Genomic DNA, 24,875 nt, shown 5'->3' on the forward strand with positions numbered 1-24,875 from the left:
AAATTGAATTACGAATTATTTCTTGCTAAACGTATTATTGCTGCTAAAGAGTATAAAAGTAGCATTTCATCACCAATAATAAAAATTGCAATTATTGCTATTGCCCTGGGTATTATAATTATGATGATTTCTGTGGCTACAAGTTTTGGGCTTCAAGAAAAAATACGTGAAAAAATTTCAGGATTTAATGGCCACGTGCAAATAACAAATTTCGATAATAATAATTCTGAAATTACGCTTGAACCAGTTTCTGTTGAACAAGATTTTTATCCAGAATTTACTTCAGTAGATAATGTTAATAATGTACAGGTTTTTGCTACAAAGGCTGGAATTATTAGAACCGAAACAGATTTTGAAGGTATTATATTTAAAGGTGTTTCAAGCGATTATAATTGGTCTTTTTTTAAAGAGTATTTAGTTGAAGGTAATGTGCCAACTTATACCAATGAGGCATCGAATGAAGTATTAATATCAACAATTATTTCTAAGCGTTTAAATTTAAAATTAGGCGATACTTTTAATATTTTATTTGTGAAAAAAGACACTAATAAACCGCCTTGGTTACGTGTTGTAAAAATTGTAGGTATTTATAATTCAGGTTTTCAGGAGTTTGATGAAAATTTTGTAATTGCTGATATTAAGCATATTCAAAAAATGAATAGATGGAAAGCTACCGAAGTTGGTGGTTTTGAAGTTATTCTAAATAATTTCGATGAAATAGAATCTAAGAGTGATGAAATATATAAAGAAACTTCATCAACTCTAAACACTGCTAGTATTTTAGAAAAACATCCTGGTATTTTTGAATGGATTAGTTTATTTGACAATAATACGTACTTAATTATTGTTATAATGATTTTGGTTGCTGGTATTAATATGATTACTGCTTTATTAGTTTTAATATTAGAACGTACCCAAATGATTGGTATTTTAAAAGCCTTAGGTAGTAGTAATTTAAGTGTTAGAAAAGTGTTTTTATACAACGCTGCTTACTTAATTCTAAAAGGGTTGTTTTGGGGGAATTTAATAGGTTTTTCAATACTATTTATTCAAAAGCAATTTGAATTAATTTCGTTAAATCCTGAAACATACTATGTTAACACAGTACCAATTGCCATTAATTTTTGGACAATTTTACTTTTAAATGTTGGTACACTGCTATTATGTTTAATAATGCTAATTGTACCAACCATTATAATTTCAAAAATAAGCCCAGTAAAAGCTATAAAGTTTGATTAGAAAATTCTAGTTTTTTAGTTGTTTTTGTTTGAATATATTAAATGAATTATCTTTTTTTCTAGGCCAACTATTATTCATAACATCAACATCTGCAGTTTCTAAATCTGGGTCAATTGTAATATTTTTAATTGCTTTACTCGAAGGATATACTTTTGTTACTTCCTTATCATTTAACCTCCAAATTTGTGCAGGATATTGTTTACGATCCTTTGTGCCATCTTCAAATTCAAATTCAACAATAATAGGCATTACTAAATCTCCGGGTTTGTTAAATGTAAGTTCGTAAAAATACTTAGGCGCTTTTATTTGTTGTTTTTCTTCTGAAGAAAAATTAGCATTTAAATAATCGTTAAGTACTTTAAAATCTTCAGGCTTTTTGTTTTTCAACTCTTTAGAAAATTGTTCGCTTTTTTCAGAAATTAAATATAACGATGGTGGTAATTGCTCGGCAGTTATACCATATTTTTTTGCCATTTTTATAGCCTTTTCTGTAGGCTTATCCGTAACATAATATTTTTTAACTTCTTTAATACCAATATCATTATTACCAGTTGTATAAAACCAACCTCTCCAAAACCAATCTAAATCCATTGCCGATGCATCTTCCATAGTTCTAAAAAAATCTGCAGGAGTTGGGTGTTTAAATTTCCAACGTTTTGCATAGGTTTTAAAGGCAAAATCGAATAATTCAGGCCCCATAATTGTATGGCGTAAAATCCATAAGCCGGCAGCAGGTTTTGCGTAGGCATTATTTCCAAACTCGTATAAATCCTCCCCTTGAGACATAATTGGCGATAATTTACTTTGATCGCCTTTCATATAACTTACAATAGATTTTGGTAAACCTCTAGATAACGGATAATTTAACTCGTATTCTTGTTGTGCTAACATTTGAACAAAAGAATTTAATCCTTCATCCATCCAAGTCCATTGGCGCTCATCAGAATTAATAATCATTGGAAAAAAGTTATGCCCAACTTCGTGTATGGTAACTCCAATCATTCTATACTTAGTTCTATCGGTATAGCTTCCATCAGGATTTGGTCTACCTGGGTTGAAACAAATTTGAGGATACTCCATACCCATTTGCCCATCTACAGAAATTGCTTTGTGATACGGATAATCGAACGTATGCTTTGAATAAGTTATTAACGCTTGCGCCGTAGCTCTTGTAGAGTGATCTCCGTATAACGGATTAGCTTCTTTAGAATAGTAAGAATATGCCATTACTGTTTTATTGTTAATTGGTACAGCCATTGCATCCCAAATAAATTTTCTAGATGAAGCAAACGCATAATCTCTTACATTTTCAGCATAAAACTTCCAAGTTTTAGTTTCTTTAGATTTTTGTTTTTCGTTTTGAGTAGCTTCTTCTTGCGTAACAATTAATACTGGATGTGTAAAAGTTTTTTTAGCTTTATCTAATCTACTTTTTTGAGTTTTTGTTAGTACTTCTTCTTCGTTAAGTAAAACACCAGTTGCACCTAGCATATGATCTTTAGGTGTTGTAATATTTACGTGGTAATTACCAAATTCTAAAGCAAATTCACTACGTCCCCAAAATTGCATATTTTGCCAACCTTCTACATTATCATACACACAAAGTCTTGGAAAAAATTGAGCAATTACATAATTATTGTTATTGTCTTTTGGAAAATGTTCGAAACCAGATCTACCATTTTGAGTAACGTGGTTGTTTATATTGTACCACCATTTAATTTTGAAAGAATGTTTAGTGCCAGGAGCTAAAGGTTTATCTAAGTTTAAACGCATCATTGTGCGGCTAATCATATACGAAGCATCGCTATTGTCAATGTTTTTTACGTATTCAATTTTAAAACCACCATCAAATTTATCTTGCATAAACTTTTTAGCAAATATTTTTGGTGTGTACAATGGCGCAACAGTATTTTGTCTAATATCTGGACTTTTTGAATCTGCAGCTCGCACATTTTGATCTAATTGAATCCATAAATAATCTAAATAGTCTTTAGAGTTATTGTGATATGTAATGGTTTCTTCACCATAAATTCGTTGGTTTTCATCATCAAGTATAATGTCCATTTTATAATCTACTTGCTGTTGCGTATACTCGTAACCAGGAGCTCCAGACGCTGTGTGCTGTGAGTTTGGTGTTGGTAACTCTTGCTTTAACTGTCTAAATTTACTGGTGTTGTAATGACTGTTTTGTTGTGCAAATGCTGTAGTTGAAATAAAAAAACTAACTAATAAAAATTGGTAAAAACCTCTCATAAATTATTTTTTAATGCGGCAATATAATAAAATTGATTTGTTATAAAAAAGCCACTATTTAGTGACTTAGATTATTATCCTTTAATTTGATTTTTTTTGAATGAATCAAAATTGTTTTCTTTGTTTTTTGGCCAGCTATTGTTAGATGTATCAACATCAGCGGTTTGTTTGTCTGGATCAACTGTTATGTTTTTTATGGCTTTGTTAGAAGGATAAACTTTAGTAACCTCATTGTCGTTTAACCTCCAAATTTGAGCAGGATATTGTTTTCTATCTTTTGTTCCATCTTCAAACTCAAATTCAACAATAATTGGCATAACTAAGTCTCCAGGTTTTTCAAAAGTTAACTCGTAAAAATACTTAGGTGCTTTTAGTTGTTGTTTTTCTTCGGAAGTAAAATTAGCATCAATATAGTTACTTAATACTTTATAATCTTCAGGTTTGTTGTCTTTTACTTTTTTAGATAAATTTTTGCTGTTTTCAGAAACTAGGTATAGCGATGGAGGTAATTGACTAGCTGTAATACCGTAACGTTTAGCCATAGCTTTTGCTTTTTCTGTTGGTTTGTCAGTTACATAGTATTTTTTTACATCTTTTATACCTATGTCATTATTGCCAGTTGTGTAAAACCAACCTCTCCAAAACCAATCTAAATCCATTGCAGATGCATCTTCCATAGTTCTAAAAAAGTCTGCTGGTGTTGGGTGTTTAAATTTCCAACGTTTAGCGTATGTTTTAAAAGCAAAATCAAACAATTCTGGTCCCATAATAGTTTGGCGTAATATAAATAAACCAGCTGCAGGTTTGGCATATGCATTAGAACCAAATTGGTGAACATTATCGCCTTGTGACATAATTGGAGAAATATTACTTTGATCTCCTTTCATATATGGTACAATGTTTTTTGGGTATTTTGTCATTGGAAATAACTCTGGATTGTATTTGTACTCTGCTAAAATTTCAACAAAAGAATTTAAACCTTCATCCATCCAAGTCCATTGGCGTTCATCAGAATTAACAATCATAGGAAAAAAGTTATGACCAACCTCGTGTGTAATTACTCCAATCATTCCTTTTCTTACTCTTTCAGAAACTTTTCCATTTCTAGGTCTACCATAATTCCAGCAAATCATTGGGTATTCCATACCTTGTTGTTTTGCGTTTACAGATGTTGCTTGTGGATATGGATAATCAAAAGTTTGTTCAGAATATACTTTTAATGTATTTGCTACAACTCTAGTCGAATGCTCTTCCCATAATGGGTTTCCTTCGTTTGGATATAGCGAATAAGCCATCGTATTTTTTCCATTTAACTGAACTGCCATTGCATCCCAAATAAACTTACGTGAAGATGCAAAAGCAAAATCACGAACGTTTTCAGCCTTTAAAGTCCAAGTTTTAGTTTCTTTAGAAAATCCTTTTTCTGAAGCTAAAGCTTCTTCTGGAGTAACAATAAAAACAGGATTATTGTATTCGTTTTTAGCATTTAAATAACGTTTATGTTGTGTTTTAGTAAATACGTCTTTTGGGTTTTGAATAACTCCTGTACCATTTAAAATATGATCTTTAGGTGTTGTAATATTTACTTCGTAATTACCAAACTCTAAGGCAAACTCACTTCTTCCCCAAAATTGCATATTTTGCCAACCTTCAACATTATTATAAACTGCTAAACGAGGAAAAAATTGAGCAATAACATACAATCTATTTCCATCAGGAAATGGCTCGTAACCCGATCTTCCTTGGCTTGTAGTATAATCGTTTATGTTATACCACCATTTTATTTTAAATTGATAAGATTCTCCACTAGCCAATGGTTTAGGTAAGTTAATACGCATCATTGTCCAGTTAATCATATAGTCAATTGAGTTTCCTGCTAAATCTTTTATGTATTCAATTTTAAAACCTCCATCAAAAGGTTTTCCCATAAATTTACCTGCAAATTTTGAAGGTCTGTATAAAACGTCTGGTCCGCCACCTTTTATAAGTTCGTTTCTAGAATGTGCTTCTCGAACATTTTGATCTAGTTGAACCCATAAATAATCTAATACATCTTTAGAGTTGTTATGGTAAGTAATAATTTCTTCACCATATAATTTCTTATTAGCATCATCTAAAACAATATCCATTTTATAATCAACTTGTTGTTGCGTATACTCGTAACCCGGAGCTCCAGAAGCTGTGTGTTGTTTATTTGGTGTAGGTAATTCTTGTTTTAACTGCCTAAATTTACTTGTGTTTATATGTGATTTTTGTGTGTTTAGTTCTTTTTCTTGTGCAAATAGCGATGAAGAAATAACTGTAATTGAAAGTACAGTTAGTAGTATTTTTTTCATAAAATTTGTTAAATGTAATAAGTTTTCGAAATTACCTATTTTTAACAAAAATTGGCAATTTTTATTATAATTTTAACAAACCTTTATCATTGTTTTTAGTTAAATAGAAGGTTTTATGGTAATCCTTTACTTTTATTTTAATAATATTCTGTTGTTCTTCAAAATAATTAAATAAGCAAGTGTTTTTGATTTCTAATTGTTGAAGTTGCTCAATATTTTCTATTTCTAGGTAAAAACGTACAATATCATCGTCATATTCTTTACCAATATAGGTGAAGTTTTTAACAGTATTATTTATGGTTAAGTTAAAATGCTTTTTAAGGTAATTATAATAAAGCGTATCAACATTTTTTATTTCTGAAGTTGTTGCTAAATTGGTTACTGTGTTTAAGTCTTTATCTAATGTATCTTCAATATCGTCTATAAATAAACCAAGTGTAATTTGTACGGATTTTTGTTCTTGCACATATTCAATTTCACACATACTAACATAATATTTATGTAGTGTAAAAGAGAGTAGAGGTAGCGTTATTAAAAGAAAAAATACTTGTTTAAATTTCATTGCGGTTATTTACTGTGCTAATAAACAAAAATTATTCCAAATAGTATTTAGTTATTATAGTTAAGGTTTTATTTGGTTGAATTTTTTACTTTGAGTTATTAGAAAGTTTTTTACTACAAATTCATTAGCGTTATAGTGCTTTTTTAAGTTATTATCTTGGCAATAATCTATAAAAATGTAAATTTTATCAGGATGTATTTTTAGTTCTTTTGTGAAAAATTCTTCACTATAATTGGTAACAATATTATCTAGGAATTGAGTTTGTTTTTCAGTTTTTATTTTTAGTTTTTTTCTTTTTTCCTTCTTTTTTTCTCTTATTTTATTTAGAAAAAGTACATCAGCAAGTTTAAAAACAAGCCCAAGAATATTTCCGCCAGGAGCGTTAGCTGTTGGGTCTATACTTTTACGAATGTTAGGTGGTTCTCTGTAAAAATCGTCATCTCTATCTAGAGGCATACCTTTGTAAGTTAAAATTTTACTTGTATCAAACTTTATACGCTGATTTAAAGTTATTTCATCTAACTCATTATAGCCTTGCTCTAAATAAACTACCATTTTTTTATGTTTAATATGGTAGTTAGATATTTTAATAGTGCGCCTTACATAACTTAGGGAAGAAAATAGAATTGAATCACCCAAGGCAGCATGAATAATAAATTCACCTTTAGCATTACTAGAAGCACCAGTTTTTTTAGTTTTATTAATTATGTTAATGTCTTTTAGTAAAAGAGAATCGTTTTTTACTATTCCGTTTAGTCTAATTAGGTTTTCTTGAGCATTTAAATTTTGATGAATTATAAAGACTAAAATTAAGAGAATAGCATTGTAATAGTAACTCGTTTTCATAGCAAATTATATATAATGTTTTTTGGAAGAAAGGATCACTCTATTTTTTTGAAATTTTTGCTTTCTTCAACTAAAATTTCAATTACTGTTAGTTTTTTATTATTGTCGTATAGTGTTATTAAGTTTCTAGGTTCGCAGTATGTAAGAAATAGGTTGATACTGTCTTTTGAAATTTTTAAATCGTTGGTAAAAAAGTGTTCACCAAAAGCTCTTACCAAGGTGTGAGAAAATTTTTTCTTCTTTTTCAATAGTGCTTTTAATTTTTTAGCTTTTTCATATCTTTTATCCGTAATGCCAAATCCACCTCCCGCGCCTCCGCCACCCGCCATTGTTGGGTCGGTTAGTGCAATTGAACTTGGAGCAGAAGAGAAATCTTTGTTATAACTAGAAAAAGACCTTTTTTTAAGCATAGATGGATGGTAGAAAAAATTGGACTTAGGTTCAACTTCATCTGGAGTTCTCATAATATCTACAGTTAAATTACCCGATAACCCTTGTATAAAAACTTCATCTAACTGTGTTACAGTTGGTATAAGTTCAATAATTATTTTTTTTGAAGTATATTGTTTTTTAGAAATACCAATTTTTTTTCGTTCAAATTGTAATGAAGAGAAAAGCAGTGTGTCATTTAACTTTGCGAAAATTTTAAAATCTCCTTTTTCATTACTCACAGCTCCAAAACCAGAACTTAAATTAACAATATGTACATCGCTAATTGTTTTATTTCCACCAATAATTTTTCCTTCAATTTGTTCAGGAATGGTTTGCGAAAAACATTTTAGAGTAATAAAAATAAACACAAATAAGTTGGTAGTTGTTTTCATGTATCTATTTTATTATTTTAATAGTTAACACGTATTGTTCGCTATTTATGGTTTCTTTATGTGTAAAGAATTTACATGCTCGTTTCATAGTAGCAAATAAAGAGTTTGAAATCTTAAAAATGTATTAATACAGTTGTAAACTTTTGTTAAAGCAGGTAAATATGTAACTTTGATAAAACACTAAAAATGAAAAAATTATTAATTGCAAGTACTTCAACAGTACACGGTAAAAAATATTTAGAATATATACTGCCAGAATTATCGTTGTTTTTTAAAGGGGTGAAGGAAATTTTGTTTATTCCATATGCACGACCAAGTGGATTAACGCACAAGGCTTATACTGAAGTTGCTAAAACTGCTTTTGAAAAAATTAACATTGAAGTTAGAGGAATTCACGAATTCGAAAATGCAATTGATGCAGTAAACAATGCAAAAGGTATATTTACTGGGGGTGGAAATACATTTTTATTAGTAAAGGAATTATACGATCATAAATTAATTTCAGCATTAAAAAATGTTGTAGAAAATGGAACACCATATTTTGGAACTAGCGCAGGTAGTAATATTACGGGATTAACAATGCAAAACACCAATGATATGCCAATTATTTACCCGCCAAGTTTTAATACTTTAGGATTTATAAATTTTAATATTAATCCACATTATTTAGATCCAGATTTAAATTCTACGCATATGGGTGAAACGCGAGAAACAAGAATTAATGAATATCACACCATAAATTCAACACCAGTTTTAGGTTTAAGAGAAGGTAGTTGGTTAGCTGTTAATGGTAGTAAGGTAACTTTAAAAGGCGATTTAAATGCACGTTTATTTCAGCAAGGAAAAGCTGCTGTTGAATTACCAAGCGAAACCGATTTAAGTTTTTTAATGTAAGTTTAATGTTGTTGCAATAGCAATAGCATCTGGACATTTTTTAACTTCAGAACTAAGTAGTTTGTAAGTGCTTTTAATTTTTAAAGTATCTACTGTTGAAGTTTTAAGCTGGTCTTTTAAAAGCATAGCGGCTAAAAAAGAGTTTTTATTGGTTTTTATATAATTGTAAGTGAAATTGGTGAATTCTGTTTCTATAGTTTTCATTTCACTACCAATTTCTTTTAGTTTTTCTGAATCATTTTCTAATCGCGCCTTTTGAAATTGAGGAAAAAGCTCATTTATTTTACTAAAAATACGTTTAGATGATGTTTTGTAAGCATTTAATTCATCATTTAATGGAGAGTCTGCTATAAGAGGCTCACTTAAATGAAGACCATTAATTTGTAATTGAAAGTTTTTGTTTTCTACAATTATAATACTTGTAGTAGCATAATTTTCATAAGTTAAAGCAAATCGTTCTGGATATTGAACAACACCTTTAAATGTAAAGCTGTTGTCTTTTACAAAAGCAGAATCAATAGGGTATAAAGACGATTCAATAATTTTATTTAGGTAAATTTTACGAGTAGAAAAGTTTTTTAAACTACCAGATATTTCAAAACTAGACAGTAAGTTTTTTGCTGTACTATTGTTAATTTTATCGGTAGGTTTTTTACAAGAAACTATCGATAAAATTAACAAGCAGTAGATTACAGCATATTTCATTTTTAATAGGTGTTATAATCTATAATTTCAATACCATAACCTGTCATTCCAACACGTTTTCTAAAGCTTTTTGCGTTTGAAAGTACTTTTAGTTTTGTAATATTTAAATCGTGTAATATTTGTGCTCCAATACCAAAATCTTTGTCATCCATTTTTAAGCTTGGTACGTAAGGGGCATCATTTTTCTGACTTTCTTTTAAAATTTCAAGTCTAGATAATAAATTAAAAGATTGGTTTTCTTGATTGATAAAAACAACAGCACCTTTACCAGCATTGTTTATAGCTTCAAAAACTCGTTTTAACTTTCCGTCAGGGTTTTTAGTTAAGGTTCCTAAAATATCGTTATTTACCAACGTAGAGTTAACTTTTACAAGTACTTCTTCATCTTTATCCCAAGAACCTTTAGTTAATGCTAAGTGTACTTGATTGTTGGTAGTTTGCTTATATGCACGTAAATCAAAAGTTCCAAAGCGGGTGTCAATTTCAAATGAATCCGTTAGTTCAATTAACGAATCGTGTTGCATTCTATACTCAACAAGATCTTCAATAGAAATTAGTTTTAAATCTAGTTCTTTGGCAATAGTAACTAATTCAGGTAAACGAGCCATTGTACCGTCTTCATTCATAATTTCTACAATAACACCAGCCGGTTGTAAACCAGCCAATCTTGCTAAATCTATAGCTGCTTCGGTATGTCCAGTACGTCTTAATACACCACCTTCTCTAGCTTTTAAAGGAAAAATATGTCCTGGTCTACTTAAATCATGCGGTCTTGTGCTTTTATCTGTAATTGCTTTAACTGTTAAAGCTCTATCTCCTGCAGAAATTCCTGTTGTTGCACCTTTACCGTTATAATCTATACTAACTGTAAATGCAGTACCAAGCGGATCGGTATTTAAACCAACCATTAAATCCAACTCTAATTCTTTACATCTACTTTCAGTAATTGGTGCGCAAATTAATCCTCTACCATTGGTAGCCATAAAATTGATCATTTCAGGAGTAACCATTTCGGCAGCACCAATAAAATCTCCTTCATTCTCTCTGTTTTCATCATCTACAACAATAACAACTTTACCTTGCTTAATATCAGCAATAGCTTCTTCAATTGTATTTAATTTAATTGTATTATTTGAATTTCCCATTTTTTAAGATTCCTTATTTTTATTGAATTTACTGAAGATTTTTTTAAATTTATCAAGGATGTTATCTATATTAAAAACACCCATTCCTGTTGTAGCTCTTCTTGTTAAAAGAATTCCAAAAGGAAGCATTATTATTGTTGAAACCCAGCTGGCTAAAGTTGCAGAAATTGCACTTTCTTCAGCTAAATTTTTTCCTAATTGTGAAATAAAGAAATAGATAACAAAAATTACAATAGACATTATCATGGGTAAACCAAAACCACCCTTTCTAATAATAGAACCCAATGGTGCACCTACAAAAAACAATACTAAACAAGCTAATGAGAACGAAATTCTATTGCTAAATTCAAAATCGTAAAGGTTTAATAATTTTCGTCTGTTTTTAAATGAGGTTTTTTGATTATCGCTTCTTTCTTTTAATCTATTAAGTAAGCTTAAAGATTGATCTACAACCAATAATTTATTATCGATATTAAAATTATCTAAAATTTCAGGTTGTAAATTAGTATATGTAGAGTCGTGATATTTGTAAAGTTTACCAGCTCGCATAGTTTTATATACATTTTTGGCGTTGTTATTTACATACTTATCAAAATCTATTTTTTTCTCTTTTGAAATATCGCTAAGTTGTTTAATACTTAACATACCTTGGTGTGTTGTAACCAAAGTATCGTTTAATTTTTCTGAATCGTTAAAAGATGAGATATCTATATTTATAGAGTATTTGTTAAAAGTTGCTCTCGAAGCAGGCATTTTAGCTCTGTCTTTAGGTAGCATTCCGTTTTTTACATGTTCTTCATAATAATTTCCGTTTTCGAGTGTAAGTGTCATATATTTACTTCCTTCATCACTAGAAATTATTCCTTTTTCGGCAGTAATAACTTTATGTTTACCTTTTCCAAGACTTAAATCTGCAATTTGAACATTTTTAAGCAGGTTTTCTTCTTCACCATATTTTTCTTCAAATTTAATGGTGTAACCAGGAATTTCGGTATTAAAAACACCTGGAACTAAAGCTAGCGCAGGTTTTTTCTTTTTCATATTTAAATATAAATTCTTTTGTTTTAAAGTGGCCCAAGGAAAAACATTGTTCATAAAAACAAAGTTTAGAGAGCTTAATAAAAGTGTAAGAATTATAAGAGGTCTAATAACTCTTTTTAATGAAATACCAGCAGATTTAATGGCTGCTAACTCGTAGTTTTCAGATAAATTACCAAGTGCCATAATAGACGATAGTAAAATACCAATGGGTAGGGCAGTAGGTGTTAACGTTAATGCTAAATACCAAAGAAATTTTAGAATAAAAATAGTGTCAATTCCCTTACCTGCAATTTCATCAAAGGCAAGCCAAACAGCCTGCATTATTAAAACAAAAAGAACCACAAAAAATGTGGCCAAAAAAGGTTGTAAAAAACTTTTTATAATGTATTTATCAAATATTCTCAATGCTAGTTAGTTTCAGAAATTGTATACTTTTTTTGTGTAGCGTATTTTGCTTTGTCAAAAGTAAATATTTGATCACTAATATTCTCATTAACTCTAAAACTATTTACAGTTAATGTTGTAATTGTATTATTTGTACCTTTTTCTATAATATTATAAATGTGTTTAGTTTTTACATCAATACCAACTAGTACACTTGTAATTTCGCTGTTAGAATCTATTGGCATTAATTGAACGTATTGAATTTTAACTCCTTTTATGTTTTTTAAGTCACCCATTTTATAAGTGTATCCATTTTTGTAAAACGAAAACATTTTTGAAGGTGTTAAAGTTTCTTCTTCATTATCTCCTGGGTTTTGAATAATAACTTCTTCATCTTCGTGAATAATTAAGTACAATTTTTTTCCGTCAAAAATTTGTTCTGTACCCATATAATTAAGATGGTAAAAATCACCTTTTAACGTAACATTACCTTTTGTTTCTTGGTGCACATCAGCATCATTGTTATCTAATTTATGGTTAAATTCAATATACATATTGTTATAACCTTCAACTTTTTGAGCAACTTCATCTAAAAGAGCTTTTGCTTCTGTTCCATTTTGGCTATAACCTACAACCGTTACACTTATAATTGCTACTAATAAAAATAATTTTTTCATGTTTAAATATCTTATGATCCTTCGTTATCTAATAATTGATTTAAAGCCATTTCATCTGGAATTAAAACTTGTCTAGCTTTACTTCCTTCAAAAGGGCCTACAATACCTGCAGCTTCTAATTGGTCTATTAACCTACCTGCTCTATTGTATCCTAATTTTAATTTACGTTGTAATAAAGATGCTGAACCTTGTTGTGCGTGTACAATTAATAATGCTGCATCTCTAAACAATTTATCTCGTTCGCTTATGTTTATATCAAGACTTGTGCCAACTTCTTCACCTACATATTCAGGTAATAAGTGAGCTTCAGGATACGCGCGTTGCGAACCAATAAAATCGGTTATTTTTTCAACTTCAGGAGTGTCTACAAATGCACATTGTAAACGAATTACTTCGTTACCACCAGAGTATAACATATCTCCTTTACCAATTAGCTGATCTGCACCTGGAGCATCTAATATTGTTCTAGAGTCAATTTTTGAAGTAACTCTAAATGCTGCTCTTGCAGGAAAGTTAGCTTTAATAATACCAGTAATTACATTAACTGATGGACGTTGTGTTGCAACAATTAAATGAATACCAATGGCACGTGCTAATTGTGCTAAACGAGCAATTGGCGTTTCAACTTCTTTACCGGCAGTCATAATTAAATCGGCAAACTCATCAATTACTAAAACTATATAAGGTAAAAATTTATGTCCGTTTTCAGGATTTAGTTTTCGAGCTTTAAATTTAGCGTTGTATTCTTTAATGTTTCGAACCATAGCTAGTTTTAGCATATCGTAACGAGCGTCCATTTCTATACAAAGCGAATTTAAAGTGTTAATTACCTTTGTTGTATCTGTTATAATTGCTTCTTCAGAATCTGGTAATTTTGCTAAATAATGTCTTTCAATATGGTTGAATAATGTTAATTCAACCTTTTTAGGGTCTACAAGTACAAATTTTACTTCAGCAGGATGTTTTTTATACAATAATGAAGTTAGCACAGCATTTAACCCAACCGATTTACCTTGTCCAGTAGCACCAGCCATAAGCATATGTGGCATTTTAGCTAAATCAACTACAAATGTTTCGTTAGAAATAGATTTACCTAATGCAATTGGTAATTCCATTTCACTTTCTTGAAATTTAGCTGAAGAAATTACCGATTTCATAGAAACCATAGTTGGTTTTTTGTTTGGCACTTCAATACCAATAGTACCTTTACCTGGTATAGGTGCTATAATTCTAATACCTAAAGCAGAAAGTGATAAGGCAATATCGTCTTCTAAATTTTTAATTTTTGAAATTCGAATACCAGCATCTGGTATAATTTCATAAAGTGTAACGGTAGGACCAACAGTAGCTTTAATTTTGGCAATACCTATTTTGTAATTATTAAGTGTTTCAACAATTCTATTTTTGTTGGCTTCGAGTTCTTCTTGGTTTACAGAAATAGTTTCGTTGTAGTCTTTTAGTAGATTTAACGTTGGAAAAGCATAACTACCAAGCTCTAGAGTAGGGTCAAACTCACCAAAATCCTTAACAATTTTATCCGATAAATTTTCTTCTACATGTTTTTCTTCAACAACTTGCTCTATTGCAATTTCTACATCTTCTGTAGTTTCATCTTTTGTGGTTTGTTCAGAGGGTTTAGTTGTAAGTGTTAATTCCAATTCTTTATCCTCAACAGTTTCACTTTTTGTAGTTGTAAAAGGTTCCTCTTTAATAATAGGTTCTATATTATCGACCTTAAGATCTAAGTTGTTTTTTTCTTCTGTTTTAGTTGAAGTAATTGGTTCTGAGACTGTTGTAGTATCAGTATTTTTTGAAGTGGTTTTATCTATTTTGTTAGCAGCAATAGTTGCGGCTGTTGTTTTTTTAATTTTTTCAGGCGTAATTTTAAATCGTACTACTAAATAAGCAACAAGTAAAAATAAAAGTGCTAATACCAATCCTGTTTTTCCTAAAAACTGTTGAAGGTAATGGTTGGTTTCAAAACCAATAACTCCAGGTAGTAATGCACTTTTGTTGGCTAAAAATCCAAAAGCAATAGAAAACCAAATAATACCTAAAATTCCCCAACCCCAATTATTTTTAATTCGGGCTAAGCTTCCTTTTAAAAATATTAATAGTCCAGAAAAGAATAAAAGAAATGGAAGGTATAATGATGATATACCAAAACTTTTGTAAATGAAAAAGTGACTTAAACCTGCACCAATTTTACCTAATAAGTTTTTTACAGTTGTTTTTTTATCTGCAAAGTTTGCTAACTGACTTTGATCTTCTTTCCAGCTAAATAAGTATGAGATAAAAGATATTAATAAGAATACTGAGAAAAACACAATAAATGCACCAATAATGGTTTGTGTTTGTCTATTTCCAAAAAATGCTTTTATTTTTTGAAATCGAGGTTTACGCTCTTTTTTTACGGTTGTTTTTTTAGTTTTTGCCATTTACAGTAATATGTCACAAAAATATAAAATTAATGCGACTGTGGTTAATTTCCTAAATAAATTTAGGTATGTAAATTATTAAACCAATAATTACGGCAAATATTGCAGCAAAAAATGCAGCTCCAGCAGAAATATCTTTTATTCTACCAATTTCTTTATGGTGGTCTGGATGTACGAAATCTGCCAATTTTTCAATTCCAGTATTTAAAGATTCTGCTACCAAAATTAATGCAATTGCAAACAATTGAAACATCCATTCGGTAGCAGAAATATTCATTATAAACCCAACAATTACAACAATTATAGCAATAATTACTTGGGCAATAATACTTTTTTCAGAAGTAATTAAAATCCAAAAACCTTTAGCAGCATATTTAAATGCTTTTATTCTGTTTAAAATAAAATTACTTTCTGTGTTCATATGAATTAGATAGCTTTTAAAGCAGCTTCATAATTAGGTTCATCAACAATTTCAGGAACTTGTTCAGTATAAACAACTTTACCTTTTTCGTCAATAATAACAATAGCTCTTGAGTGTAAGTTAGCTAATGGTCCATTTTCTATAGTTAAACCATAAGCTTTACCAAATTTACCTCTAGCAAAATCAGATAGTGTAATTACATTTTCTAAACCTTCGGCACCACAAAAACGTGCTTGAGCAAAAGGTAGATCTCTAGAAATACATAAAACTTTTGTGTTTTCTAATTTACTAGCTTCTTCGTTAAATTTTCTAACTGAAGCTGCACAAGTACCTGTATCTATACTTGGAAATATATTTAAAATTACTTTAGAGCCTTTAAAGTCTTTTAGTTTTGCTTTAGATAAATCAGCTTTTATTAAGCTAAATTTAGGAGCTTCTTTTCCTACTTTTGGTAGTTTACCTACTGTTTTAAAAGGGTTACCTTTTAAAGTTATTTTTGCCATAATTTAATTTTTTTAATTTTTTGAATACTCAAAGTTAGTTTAAAAACTAAAAACTCTCGAATTAATTCGAGAGTTTTTTAAGTTAGTAGTAATATAATTCTTAGTTTTTAGAAAGGTAATCAGCAATACCTTCGTGTGTTGCTTTTAATCCTTCTTTTTCAGAATTCCAGTTTGCAGGACAAGCTTCACCGTTTTCTTCAGTAAATTGTAAAGCATCTACCATACGTAAAGCTTCATCAACGTTTCTACCTAAAGGTAAATCGTTTACTATTTGGTGACGTACAATTCCAGCTTTGTCAATTAAAAATAAACCACGGTAAGCAATTAATTCTCCGCTAGCTTGTAATTGATCTTCATCATCGTAAAAATAATCTCCAGCTAAAACATCGTAGTTTTTAGAAATAGTTTTGTTTGTATCTGCAACTAATGGATAAGTAACACCTTGTATACCTCCGTTAGCTTTTGGCATTTGTAACCAACCCCAGTGAGATTGCTCAGTATCAGTTGAAACTGCAACTATTTCTACATTTCTTTTTTTGAAATCTTCTAATTTTTCTTGAAATGCAAATAATTCGGTTGGACAAACAAATGTAAAATCTTTTGGGTAAAAGAATAAAACTACATACTTTTTACCTTCAAATTGTTCTAAAGAATAGTTTTCAACAAATTCCATTCCGTTTACTACTGCTTGCGCATTAAATTTTGGTGCTTTTTTTCCTACTAATACAGCCATTTTATAATTTTTATATGGTTATTTAATTTTTGTGTTACAAAAGTACATTTTTATATGTGTTTAAAAAGTTAACTTAATTTGATTGTTTTATAATGAAATAGATTTTTTTTATACTAGTTATTAAACAACTTGAAATTGTGATTTTTATGGTTTTTCCGTGTGGTGTTATTTGTTAATATTAATTAAATTTGTTCCTTTAAATAAGAAAACAACATATAAAAATTATAAAAATGAAAATTTTAGCAATAGGTAAAAACTATGTAAATAATATTGAAGAAGTAGAGGGTTCAAAAAATGGACAACAAATTATTTTTTCTAAACCAGAATCAAGTATTGTTACTAATAATAAAAATGTAGAATATCCTGCGTTTACTTCTAGCTTATTTTACGAAGTTGAGTTGGTAGTTAAAATAGGTAAAGAAGGTAAAAATATTGCTGAAGATACTGCTGCTTCATATATTTCTGAGATTGCAGTTGCAATAGATTATACAGCAAAAGATGTTTTAACTGCTTACAGAGATGTAAAAGGACCTTGGGATTTAGCAAAAGGTTTTGATGGTGCTGCACCAATGTCTCCATTTCAACCAATTTCAAATTTTAAAAATCTAGCTGATATAAAGTTCGATTTAAAAATTAATGGAGAACAAAAACAAGTAGGAACTACAGAGTTAATGATTTATAATTTTGCTGAAATTATTGCGTATGTTTCTAAGTTTATGACATTACAGCCAGGCGATTTAATTTTTACTGGAACACCTGCAAAAGGTGCTGGTGAAATTTTTAAAGGAGATCATTTACAAGCGTCTTTAGAAGGTGATTTATTACTAGATTTTAAAATGGTTTAATACTTAAGTTAAACCTTCAAAATAACCAAACAGGAAACTATTTTTTATAAAATGTTTCCTGTTTTTTTGTAATTAAATTCTTGTATCTTCGCACCCCAAATAAATAATTTTGAAATTAAGTAATTACACATCCGAATTTAAGAATAACTTAAAGTTAGCTACACCTGTTATGATGGGCTCTTTAGGGCATTTATTGGTGGGCTTAATTGATGATATTATGGTGGGTAGGTTAGGTCCAGTTGAGCTAGCAGCAACTTCATTAGGAAATAGTTTAGTTTTTATTGCGTTATCTATAGGTATTGGTTTTTCATTTGCTATAACTCCTTTAATTGCAGAGTCTGATGCCGAAGGTGATGATAAAAAGGGACGCTTAATTTTTCAGCACGGTTTATTGTTAACAACTATTATGGGAGTAGCTATGTTTATAATGCTACTTTTTATAAAACCTGTTTTGGGCTATTTAGATCAGCCAGAAGAAGTAGTTGTTTTGGCAATACCATATTACGAGATTGTTTCTTTCTCAATGATTCCTTTAATGATATTTCAAGGGTTTAAGCAATTTACAGATGGTTTAGCCGAAACAAAATATGCCATGTATGCCACTATTATGGCAAATGTTGTAAATGTACTTTTAAACTTTGCTTTAATTTATGGAATTTGGATTTTTCCTAGACTAGAATTGGTTGGTGCAGCTATTGGTACTTTAATTTCTAGAGTTGCAATGGTGTTTTTTATATACATAGTTTTAAGCAGAAAAAACAAATTTGCAGTGTATATGAAGCGTATAAAGTTGGCCGAAATCAAAGAGCGTATATTTAAGAAAATTGTAGCTTTAGGTTTTCCAACAGCATTGCAAATGTTGTTTGAAGTTGGTTTATTTGTAGCCTCGGTATTGTTGGCAGGTACATTAGGTGCTTTTTCTCAAGCAGCAAATCAAATAGCGTTAAAACTGGCTTCTACTACTTTTATGATTGCTGTAGGTATAGGTGTTGCTTCAACAGTAAGAATTGGAAATCAAAAAGGATTAAAAAATTATATTGAATTACGTAGAATAGCGTTTTCGAACTTTTTATTAATATTTATAATTATGTTTGGATTTTCTATCTGTTTTATGCTGTTTAAAGATATTTTACCGCACATATTTACAGACAACATGGAAGTAATTGGAATTGCTTCTAGTTTACTGATTATTGCTGGTTTTTTTCAACTATCAGACGGAATACAAGCCGTAGTTTTAGGTGCTTTAAGAGGTTTGCAAGATGTAAATGTACCTTCAGCTTTAACATTTGTTGCTTATTGGATTATTGGTTTTCCTGTTTGTTATTACTTAGGAAGAACTTTAGAAATGGGTACCTTTGGAATATGGATAGGATTATTAACAGCCCTAACATCATCGGCTGTTATGTTATTATTACGTTTTAATTATTTGTCTAATAAATTAATAAAAGAAAAAAATGAACTTACCTAAATTTTTAATGGGAGACAATACCGATTGTCCAAACGATATTTTTGTGCTTCATACAGAATTTCCACGCTTTCTAATTAATTTAGTGGATGATGAAATTGAATGGTTAGAAGATTTTGATAATGCCGATCAAGAAGAACTAGAAGTTCAAGTTGCAACTTTAATAGAAGAGGCTAGTGAGTTTTACGACCGTGAAATGAAACGTTACGAGCAGGAGTAATAAGTTATTGTTTTAATAATTCTTTAGCTTGACCAACCCAATTGTCACGATCAATTCTACCAGGAAAAAACTTGGTTAATTCGGTTACTTTTTCAATATCTTCAGCAGTAAATTTACTAATTTGTTGAAAGTTGTAAATACCTATGCTATTTAGTTTTTCTTCAATACCTGCGCCTATACCTTTTATAAGTTTTAGGTCGCTTTTATTGTTTTCATTTCCTTCTCCAAATCGACTAAAATTAAGACCATTTTCAATATTAGGGTCTTTTTGAGTAGGTGTAATATCTTCATCTAAAATAACTGTTTGAATTGAAGTTTTTCCACCGCGTTCAAACGTTTTTGTTGCTCTAATTTGTGATATATCATCTTTTATTTGAAGGTCTTCATATTCTTGATCAAAATCTATAGTTGGGTTTTCTTTTTGTGCATAGAATTTTTTTCCAAAATAGAGGCCAATTAGAAAAGCACCCAACATCCAAAAGAAAATCTCTAAGAGATGTGTAAAAGTTTGATTTGTAAAAACGGATAATGTCATGAGGTTGTTTAGTTGATTTTAATTTCAATTCTATTGTTTAAAGCTCTACCTTCAATTGTATATTTATTAGCAATTGGAACAGCTTCACCTTTAGAAAAACTTTGCATTGGCATTTGTATGCCTTGTTTTGCAAAATAATTTTTTAGCGCATCTGCTTTTAGTTGACCTTTAATTAGATTTTTTTGGAAATACCCTTTGTTATCGGTATGCCCAGTAATACTTATCGTTTTTGTAGGGTGATTTTTTTGATATTGTTTTAATATATGTATGTAATTTTTTAGTTCTGCATCTTCAATTAGAGTTTGGTTTTCTAACTGAGTGTGTAATATTTTTGTAGTAATTATAGTTTCTAAGCTATCAATTATTGAAGGAGCAAGGTCCTTTATATTTATTTGTATACCATTAAAAGCAATAGTTTTTTTATTAAACTTTATTGTAGTTTGCTTTGTTGCGGTGTTAATTAAGGAAGCTGTAAAACCTTTGGAGATTAATTCTTTTTTTAAATTGTTAGCTCTAGCTAAACCTATCGATTCTTTTTCGTTTTTTTCGTAATAACCTAAAATTTCCAACTGTTTTGTATAGTTGTTGTTAATTTTATTCTTTAAAAAATAGGTTAATTTATAAATGCTATCAATTGAAGAAATTGAGGTTTCATTATTTTTAATTTGAAAACCTTTGGTAGCTTTAAAAAGAGTGTCATTTTTATAAGCAATAATAAAATTATTAGCTGTTTTTATATTGTTTTGAGAGCCGCTAATTGTTGAATTTGTAATTGAAGTGCAATTATCAAAATTTCTATGCGTCAAAAAAAAATGTGAAGTTAGTGCAACTGCACTCCACAGTAAAAAAAATAGAAAAGCCTTAATAAAATTGAGCATTTTTTAATTTTAGCAGGCTAAATTTAAAAAATATTTTAAATATATCAAACCATTTGGTCTTAAAATAGTGAGATTCGCAATGCGTTATACTGAAATATACGTATTATTTTTTTGCAGATTTAACAAGTTCTAATTTATCTAAGCTTGTTTTGGTAGTAAAAAAACCATAATTAATAAATGCATTGTTTTTTTCAATTTTGTCAATTGTACCACAAGTCTTACTATCTATTATTCTAACTTGGTCATTTATTTTAAAAACATAATCTGCTTTTTTCTTGGCTATTTTTTTAGCTTCTGTTTTTTTCTGTTCCCTAACTTTTACAACTTCAACTAAAACTTCTTTTTCGGTAACTTGTAATTTTTCTTCAGTTTTTTTCTTTTCTACTTTAACTTTTTTCTTTTGAGCCTTAGTTTTTGGTTTTGGAGGATTCTTTTTTAAGTGTTTTGTTTTTTCAATTGCAATCCATTTATTGAATTCGGCATTCAATTCTTTTTTATTGTTGGTTTGAAAATATTTATTAGTAAGTTCGTTTAGCTTTCTACCATAAATTAGCATTTTTTGATTGCTGTCATACAATTCTTGAAAGCTTTCCAATTTTTGCTGAATCTTATCCTGTTTTTCACTTAAAGAGCCAGAATGCTCAATAGCTTTTGTTTTTTCTTTTTCTAAAGTTTCAGATGTTTTTTGAAGTTTATTACGTTCCTTTTGAAGTTTAGAAATGGTTTTATCCAATCTAATTTTTTCAGTTTCAACACGTTTTTTTGCTCTGTTTATGATGTTGTAAGGTATTCCATTTTTTTGAGCAACTTCAAAAGTAAAAGAGCTACCAGCTTGTCCAATAAAAAGTTTAAACAAAGGTTCTAAAGTGCGTTCGTTAAATTGCATATTTGCATTAACTACGTTCTCTAATTCATTAGCTAAAACTTTTAAATTGGCATAATGAGTTGTAATAATTCCAAAAGCTTTTTTGTGGTAAAATTCTTCTAAAAAAATCTCTGCCAAAGCACCACCTAATTCAGGATCACTACCAGTACCAAATTCATCAATTAAAAATAGTGTGCTATTATTACATCTGCGTAAAAAAGTACGCATATTTTTTAAACGATAACTATAGGTACTTAGTTGATTTTCAATTGACTGGTTATCTCCAATATCTGTAAGTATTTCATCAAAAATATAGGTCGAAGAGCGCTCGTGAACAGGAATTAAAAATCCGCTTTGTAGCATTAATTGTAATAAACCTATGGTTTTTAGCGTAATACTTTTACCACCTGCATTTGGTCCAGAAATAACTATAATTTGTTGCTGCTCGTTTAATTCTAGTGTTTGCGGAATTGTTTTAAGATTTTGCTCTTTGTTTTTTAACCAAAGAATTGGGTGGTAAGCATCTCTTAAAAATATTTTTTTCTCTTTTGTTATTTTAGGTAAACAAGCTTCTATTTTTTGAGCATATTTTGCTTTTGCTGCAACAACATCTAAATTAGTTAAATAGCTTTGATACTCAATAAGGTCAGGGATAAATTCGCGTAAATCATTAGTTAATTGTTTTAAAATTCTAACAATCTCTTCGTGCTCGTCGTATAGTAAATTTTGAAGTTCTCTACTTGCTTGTAGCGTAGCTTCTGGAGCAATATAAACAATGCTTCCAGTTTTAGAACTGCCCAATAAGCTACCTTTAACTTTTCGTCTGTGCATTGCTAAAACAGCTAATACACGTTGGTGATCAATTACAGATTCTTTAATATCATCTAAATAACCTGCATTATGATATTTGCTTAGAGCTCTAGTAAAACTACCTGCTATTTTTGCTCTTACATGGTTAATTTCTCGTCTAATTTCTTTTAATAAAGCAGAAGCATTTTCGTCAACTTCACCAAAAGGGGTTATTATTTTTTGAATTTGCTCGGTAATTGCTTTTTGAAGTTCTAATTCTTCTGAGCTAGCGAATAGGTGAGGGTAAATAGTTTTAAACTTGGTTAAAAATATTTTTAATTCAAAAATAGTGTTGGCATTGTTAAGTATTTTTAAAAATGCTGGCGGTTCTAGGTAGCTATTTTCAATATTTAAAAGATGTATTTCTTTTTGAATATCATCAAAATAATGATTTGGAATTCTATTATCGTTTACAAAAGAAGAATGGTACTCATTTACCTGTTTTAATTCTGTAATTAATAATTCTCTTTTCTTTATAGGTTTTATAGTTAGTGTGGCTTCTTTTCCAAGATCAGAAATACAGAATTCACTTACCGTATTTAAAATGGTATTAAATTCTAAATCAATGATTGTTTTTTCTGAAATTTTACTCATAAAAAGTGCTACTTTTGAACTGCGATACAAAAATATAAATTTAAGACGAATAGCAATGAACAATGTTGAATTAGCTGAAAGTTGGCAACCTTATTTAAATGACGAGTTTGTAAAACCTTATTTTAAAGAATTATCGGCGTTTGTAAAAAGAGAATATGATACTCAAGTGTGTTACCCTCCAAAAAATCAGTTACTTGAAGCTTTTAATTTGTGTGATTTTAACAATGTTAAGGTTGTAATTATTGGTCAAGATCCATATCATGGAGAAGGGCAGGCACATGGATTGTGTTTTTCTGTTAATGAAGAAATAAAACATCCACCTTCATTAATAAATATTTTTAAAGAAATTGAAACAGATTTACAAATACCATACCCTAAAAGTGGAAATTTGGTTCGTTGGGCAAAACAAGGAGTATTGTTGTTAAACGCTACACTTTCTGTTCGAGCGCATGAAGCTGGTTCGCATCAAAAAAAAGGGTGGGAAAAATTTACGGATGCTGTTATTGCAGAAATTTCAGAAAACAAGGAGAATGTTGTGTTTTTATTATGGGGTGGATATGCAAAAAAGAAAGGTGCTAAGGTAAATAAATCAAAGCATTGCGTGTTAGAAAGTGGACATCCATCTCCGTTAAGTGCAAATAGAGGGTATTGGTTTGGAAATAAGCATTTTAGTAAAGCAAATAACTATTTAAAAAGTAAAGGTTTAGCAGTAGTACGTTGGTAATTAATAATTGCAAAGAATAGGTTACATTTGTAGCTTAAAACAGAATAATATGACGGTAAAAAATAATGTAGTAGCACTTTTAGTAATGGTGTTAGTTTTTGTAGGGTGTAAGGATAAGCAAGGTTATTCGAAAGTAAAAAAGGAAGTTACAACAACAATTAGTTCTTCAGATTCTCATAAAATTGTTGTGAAAGAACTAATTCCTGCAGGAACTTATGCTTATTTAAATGTTGAAGAAAATAACAAAACGTATTGGATGGCAGTTCCTAATACTAAAATTGTAGTAGGTGATACTTATTATTATGATGGAGGTATGATGATGAAAAGTTTTGAAAGTAAACAGTTAAAAAGAACTTTTGATGAAATTATTTTTGCTGAAGGTATAAGAACTTCTCCAACTTCAGAAAAGGTTGTAAAACCAAAAGCACATTCGCATAAAGAAACAAAACAAGTTGAAGTTGCTAAATTATCTAAAGAAAACGGGCAGTTATATTTAAATCAAATTTTATCTAACACTAAAAAATATGCTAACAAAAAAGTTGAATTTACAGGTGTTGTGATTAAAGTGAACAAGCAAATAATGAAGAAAAATTGGATTCATATTGTAGATGGTTCTGAATTTGGAGGTGTAAAAAGTTTAACTGTTACAACAGACCAATTAGCTAAAGTTGGTGATACTGTTACGGTGGTTGGAAAACTAATATTAGATAAAGATTTTGGTTATGGCTATGTGTATGATGTATTATTAGAAAATGCAAAAATAAAAAAGAACTAAAACTTTAAAATTAGAGCAAAAAAAAGCACCTACTCAGGGTGCATTTTTTTTATCTAAACTTAACCAAACAAAATTCAATTCTGAATTCTGATGGGTTTATATCAATATTCGTGCCAAAAACCAA

Annotated in this window: 23 protein-coding genes; 7 read left to right on the plus strand and 16 right to left on the minus strand. The window is 29.6% G+C overall.

Annotated elements, in window-relative coordinates:
- The first annotated feature begins 3 nt into the window (after window positions 1–3).
- Complete coding sequence (locus tag BLU40_RS10210; RefSeq protein WP_090123042.1) at window positions 4–1,239, plus strand: ABC transporter permease; 1,236 nt, start codon at window positions 4–6, stop codon at window positions 1,237–1,239.
- Between the two features lie 6 nt (window positions 1,240–1,245).
- Here BLU40_RS10210 and BLU40_RS10215 read toward each other — a convergent pair whose 3' ends face one another.
- From BLU40_RS10215 to BLU40_RS10235, 5 genes are all read right to left on the minus strand, one after another.
- A complete protein-coding gene (locus BLU40_RS10215; RefSeq protein ID WP_090123044.1) occupies window positions 1,246–3,492 on the minus strand; it encodes a M1 family metallopeptidase in 2,247 nt (748 codons plus the stop codon).
- 74 nt (window positions 3,493–3,566) lie between these two features.
- On the minus strand, window positions 3,567–5,828 hold the full coding sequence (locus tag BLU40_RS10220; RefSeq protein ID WP_090123133.1) for a M1 family metallopeptidase: 2,262 nt from the start codon (window positions 5,826–5,828) through the stop codon (window positions 3,567–3,569).
- A 64-nt stretch (window positions 5,829–5,892) separates the two neighbouring features.
- Window positions 5,893–6,390, minus strand: a complete 498-nt coding sequence (locus BLU40_RS10225; protein ID WP_139170941.1) for a DUF6702 family protein — start codon at window positions 6,388–6,390, stop codon at window positions 5,893–5,895.
- A 60-nt stretch (window positions 6,391–6,450) separates the two neighbouring features.
- Window positions 6,451–7,236, minus strand: a complete 786-nt coding sequence (locus tag BLU40_RS10230; protein ID WP_090123048.1) for a hypothetical protein — start codon at window positions 7,234–7,236, stop codon at window positions 6,451–6,453.
- A gap of 35 nt (window positions 7,237–7,271) precedes the next feature.
- Entirely contained in the window at window positions 7,272–8,060 is a 789-nt protein-coding gene (locus BLU40_RS10235; protein ID WP_090123050.1) for a carboxypeptidase-like regulatory domain-containing protein, read from the minus strand.
- 186 nt (window positions 8,061–8,246) lie between these two features.
- Here BLU40_RS10235 and pepE point away from each other — a divergent pair, with 186 nt between their 5' ends.
- Window positions 8,247–8,954: a dipeptidase PepE gene (gene pepE / locus BLU40_RS10240; protein WP_090123052.1), complete on the plus strand. Its 708-nt coding sequence runs from the start codon at window positions 8,247–8,249 to the stop codon at window positions 8,952–8,954.
- On the opposite strand, the gene BLU40_RS10245 is transcribed toward pepE, so the two are convergent.
- The 8 genes from BLU40_RS10245 to BLU40_RS10280 all read right to left on the minus strand — a co-directional run bounded on the left by BLU40_RS10245 (window position 8,946) and on the right by BLU40_RS10280 (window position 17,001).
- Entirely contained in the window at window positions 8,946–9,659 is a 714-nt protein-coding gene (locus tag BLU40_RS10245) for a DUF4369 domain-containing protein (RefSeq protein ID WP_090123054.1), read from the minus strand. The two genes, pepE and BLU40_RS10245, sit on opposite strands and share 9 nt — an antisense overlap.
- A gap of 2 nt (window positions 9,660–9,661) precedes the next feature.
- Window positions 9,662–10,804: a 3,4-dihydroxy-2-butanone-4-phosphate synthase gene (ribB, locus tag BLU40_RS10250; protein ID WP_090123056.1), complete on the minus strand. Its 1,143-nt coding sequence runs from the start codon at window positions 10,802–10,804 to the stop codon at window positions 9,662–9,664.
- A gap of 3 nt (window positions 10,805–10,807) precedes the next feature.
- Window positions 10,808–12,250 carry an LptF/LptG family permease gene (locus BLU40_RS10255; protein ID WP_090123058.1) on the minus strand — a complete coding sequence of 481 codons (1,443 nt, stop codon included), beginning with the start codon at window positions 12,248–12,250 and terminating at the stop codon, window positions 10,808–10,810.
- Between the two features lie 2 nt (window positions 12,251–12,252).
- The gene (locus tag BLU40_RS10260; protein WP_090123059.1) at window positions 12,253–12,906 is read right to left on the minus strand and encodes an outer membrane lipoprotein periplasmic chaperone LolA1; all 654 of its coding nucleotides are present in this window, start codon (window positions 12,904–12,906) and stop codon (window positions 12,253–12,255) included.
- Between the two features lie 11 nt (window positions 12,907–12,917).
- Window positions 12,918–15,344, minus strand: a complete 2,427-nt coding sequence (locus tag BLU40_RS10265) for an FtsK/SpoIIIE family DNA translocase (RefSeq protein ID WP_090123061.1) — start codon at window positions 15,342–15,344, stop codon at window positions 12,918–12,920.
- Window positions 15,345–15,396: 52 nt separating this feature from the next.
- Entirely contained in the window at window positions 15,397–15,765 is a 369-nt protein-coding gene (locus tag BLU40_RS10270; protein WP_090123063.1) for a diacylglycerol kinase, read from the minus strand.
- A gap of 5 nt (window positions 15,766–15,770) precedes the next feature.
- Window positions 15,771–16,268 carry a thiol peroxidase gene (tpx, locus tag BLU40_RS10275; protein ID WP_090123065.1) on the minus strand — a complete coding sequence of 166 codons (498 nt, stop codon included), beginning with the start codon at window positions 16,266–16,268 and terminating at the stop codon, window positions 15,771–15,773.
- 100 nt (window positions 16,269–16,368) lie between these two features.
- A complete protein-coding gene (locus tag BLU40_RS10280; protein ID WP_090123067.1) occupies window positions 16,369–17,001 on the minus strand; it encodes a peroxiredoxin in 633 nt (210 codons plus the stop codon).
- 230 nt (window positions 17,002–17,231) lie between these two features.
- Here BLU40_RS10280 and BLU40_RS10285 point away from each other — a divergent pair, with 230 nt between their 5' ends.
- The 3 genes from BLU40_RS10285 to BLU40_RS10295 all read left to right on the plus strand — a co-directional run bounded on the left by BLU40_RS10285 (window position 17,232) and on the right by BLU40_RS10295 (window position 19,531).
- Entirely contained in the window at window positions 17,232–17,846 is a 615-nt protein-coding gene (locus tag BLU40_RS10285; protein ID WP_090123069.1) for a fumarylacetoacetate hydrolase family protein, read from the plus strand.
- A 109-nt stretch (window positions 17,847–17,955) separates the two neighbouring features.
- Complete coding sequence (locus tag BLU40_RS10290) at window positions 17,956–19,314, plus strand: MATE family efflux transporter (protein ID WP_090123071.1); 1,359 nt, start codon at window positions 17,956–17,958, stop codon at window positions 19,312–19,314.
- Entirely contained in the window at window positions 19,301–19,531 is a 231-nt protein-coding gene (locus BLU40_RS10295; RefSeq protein ID WP_090123073.1) for a hypothetical protein, read from the plus strand. Before BLU40_RS10290 ends, BLU40_RS10295 begins: the two co-directional genes overlap by 14 nt.
- Window positions 19,532–19,535: 4 nt before the next feature.
- Here BLU40_RS10295 and BLU40_RS10300 read toward each other — a convergent pair whose 3' ends face one another.
- The 3 genes from BLU40_RS10300 to BLU40_RS10310 form a co-directional block, all read right to left on the minus strand.
- Window positions 19,536–20,066, minus strand: coding sequence for a hypothetical protein (locus BLU40_RS10300; protein WP_139170942.1), 531 nt, complete (start codon window positions 20,064–20,066; stop codon window positions 19,536–19,538).
- Window positions 20,067–20,074: 8 nt separating this feature from the next.
- Window positions 20,075–20,872, minus strand: a complete 798-nt coding sequence (locus tag BLU40_RS10305; protein ID WP_175454770.1) for an OmpA family protein — start codon at window positions 20,870–20,872, stop codon at window positions 20,075–20,077.
- A 175-nt stretch (window positions 20,873–21,047) separates the two neighbouring features.
- Complete coding sequence (locus BLU40_RS10310) at window positions 21,048–23,252, minus strand: endonuclease MutS2 (RefSeq protein ID WP_090123079.1); 2,205 nt, start codon at window positions 23,250–23,252, stop codon at window positions 21,048–21,050.
- Window positions 23,253–23,307: 55 nt separating this feature from the next.
- Here BLU40_RS10310 and ung point away from each other — a divergent pair, with 55 nt between their 5' ends.
- Entirely contained in the window at window positions 23,308–23,976 is a 669-nt protein-coding gene (gene ung / locus BLU40_RS10315) for a uracil-DNA glycosylase (RefSeq protein WP_090123135.1), read from the plus strand.
- Window positions 23,977–24,025: 49 nt separating this feature from the next.
- Window positions 24,026–24,751, plus strand: a complete 726-nt coding sequence (locus BLU40_RS10320; protein WP_090123081.1) for a hypothetical protein — start codon at window positions 24,026–24,028, stop codon at window positions 24,749–24,751.
- Window positions 24,752–24,875 lie beyond the last annotated feature (124 nt).

This window comes from Lutibacter oricola (assembly GCF_900106565.1).
Lineage (GTDB): Bacteria > Bacteroidota > Bacteroidia > Flavobacteriales > Flavobacteriaceae > Lutibacter > Lutibacter oricola.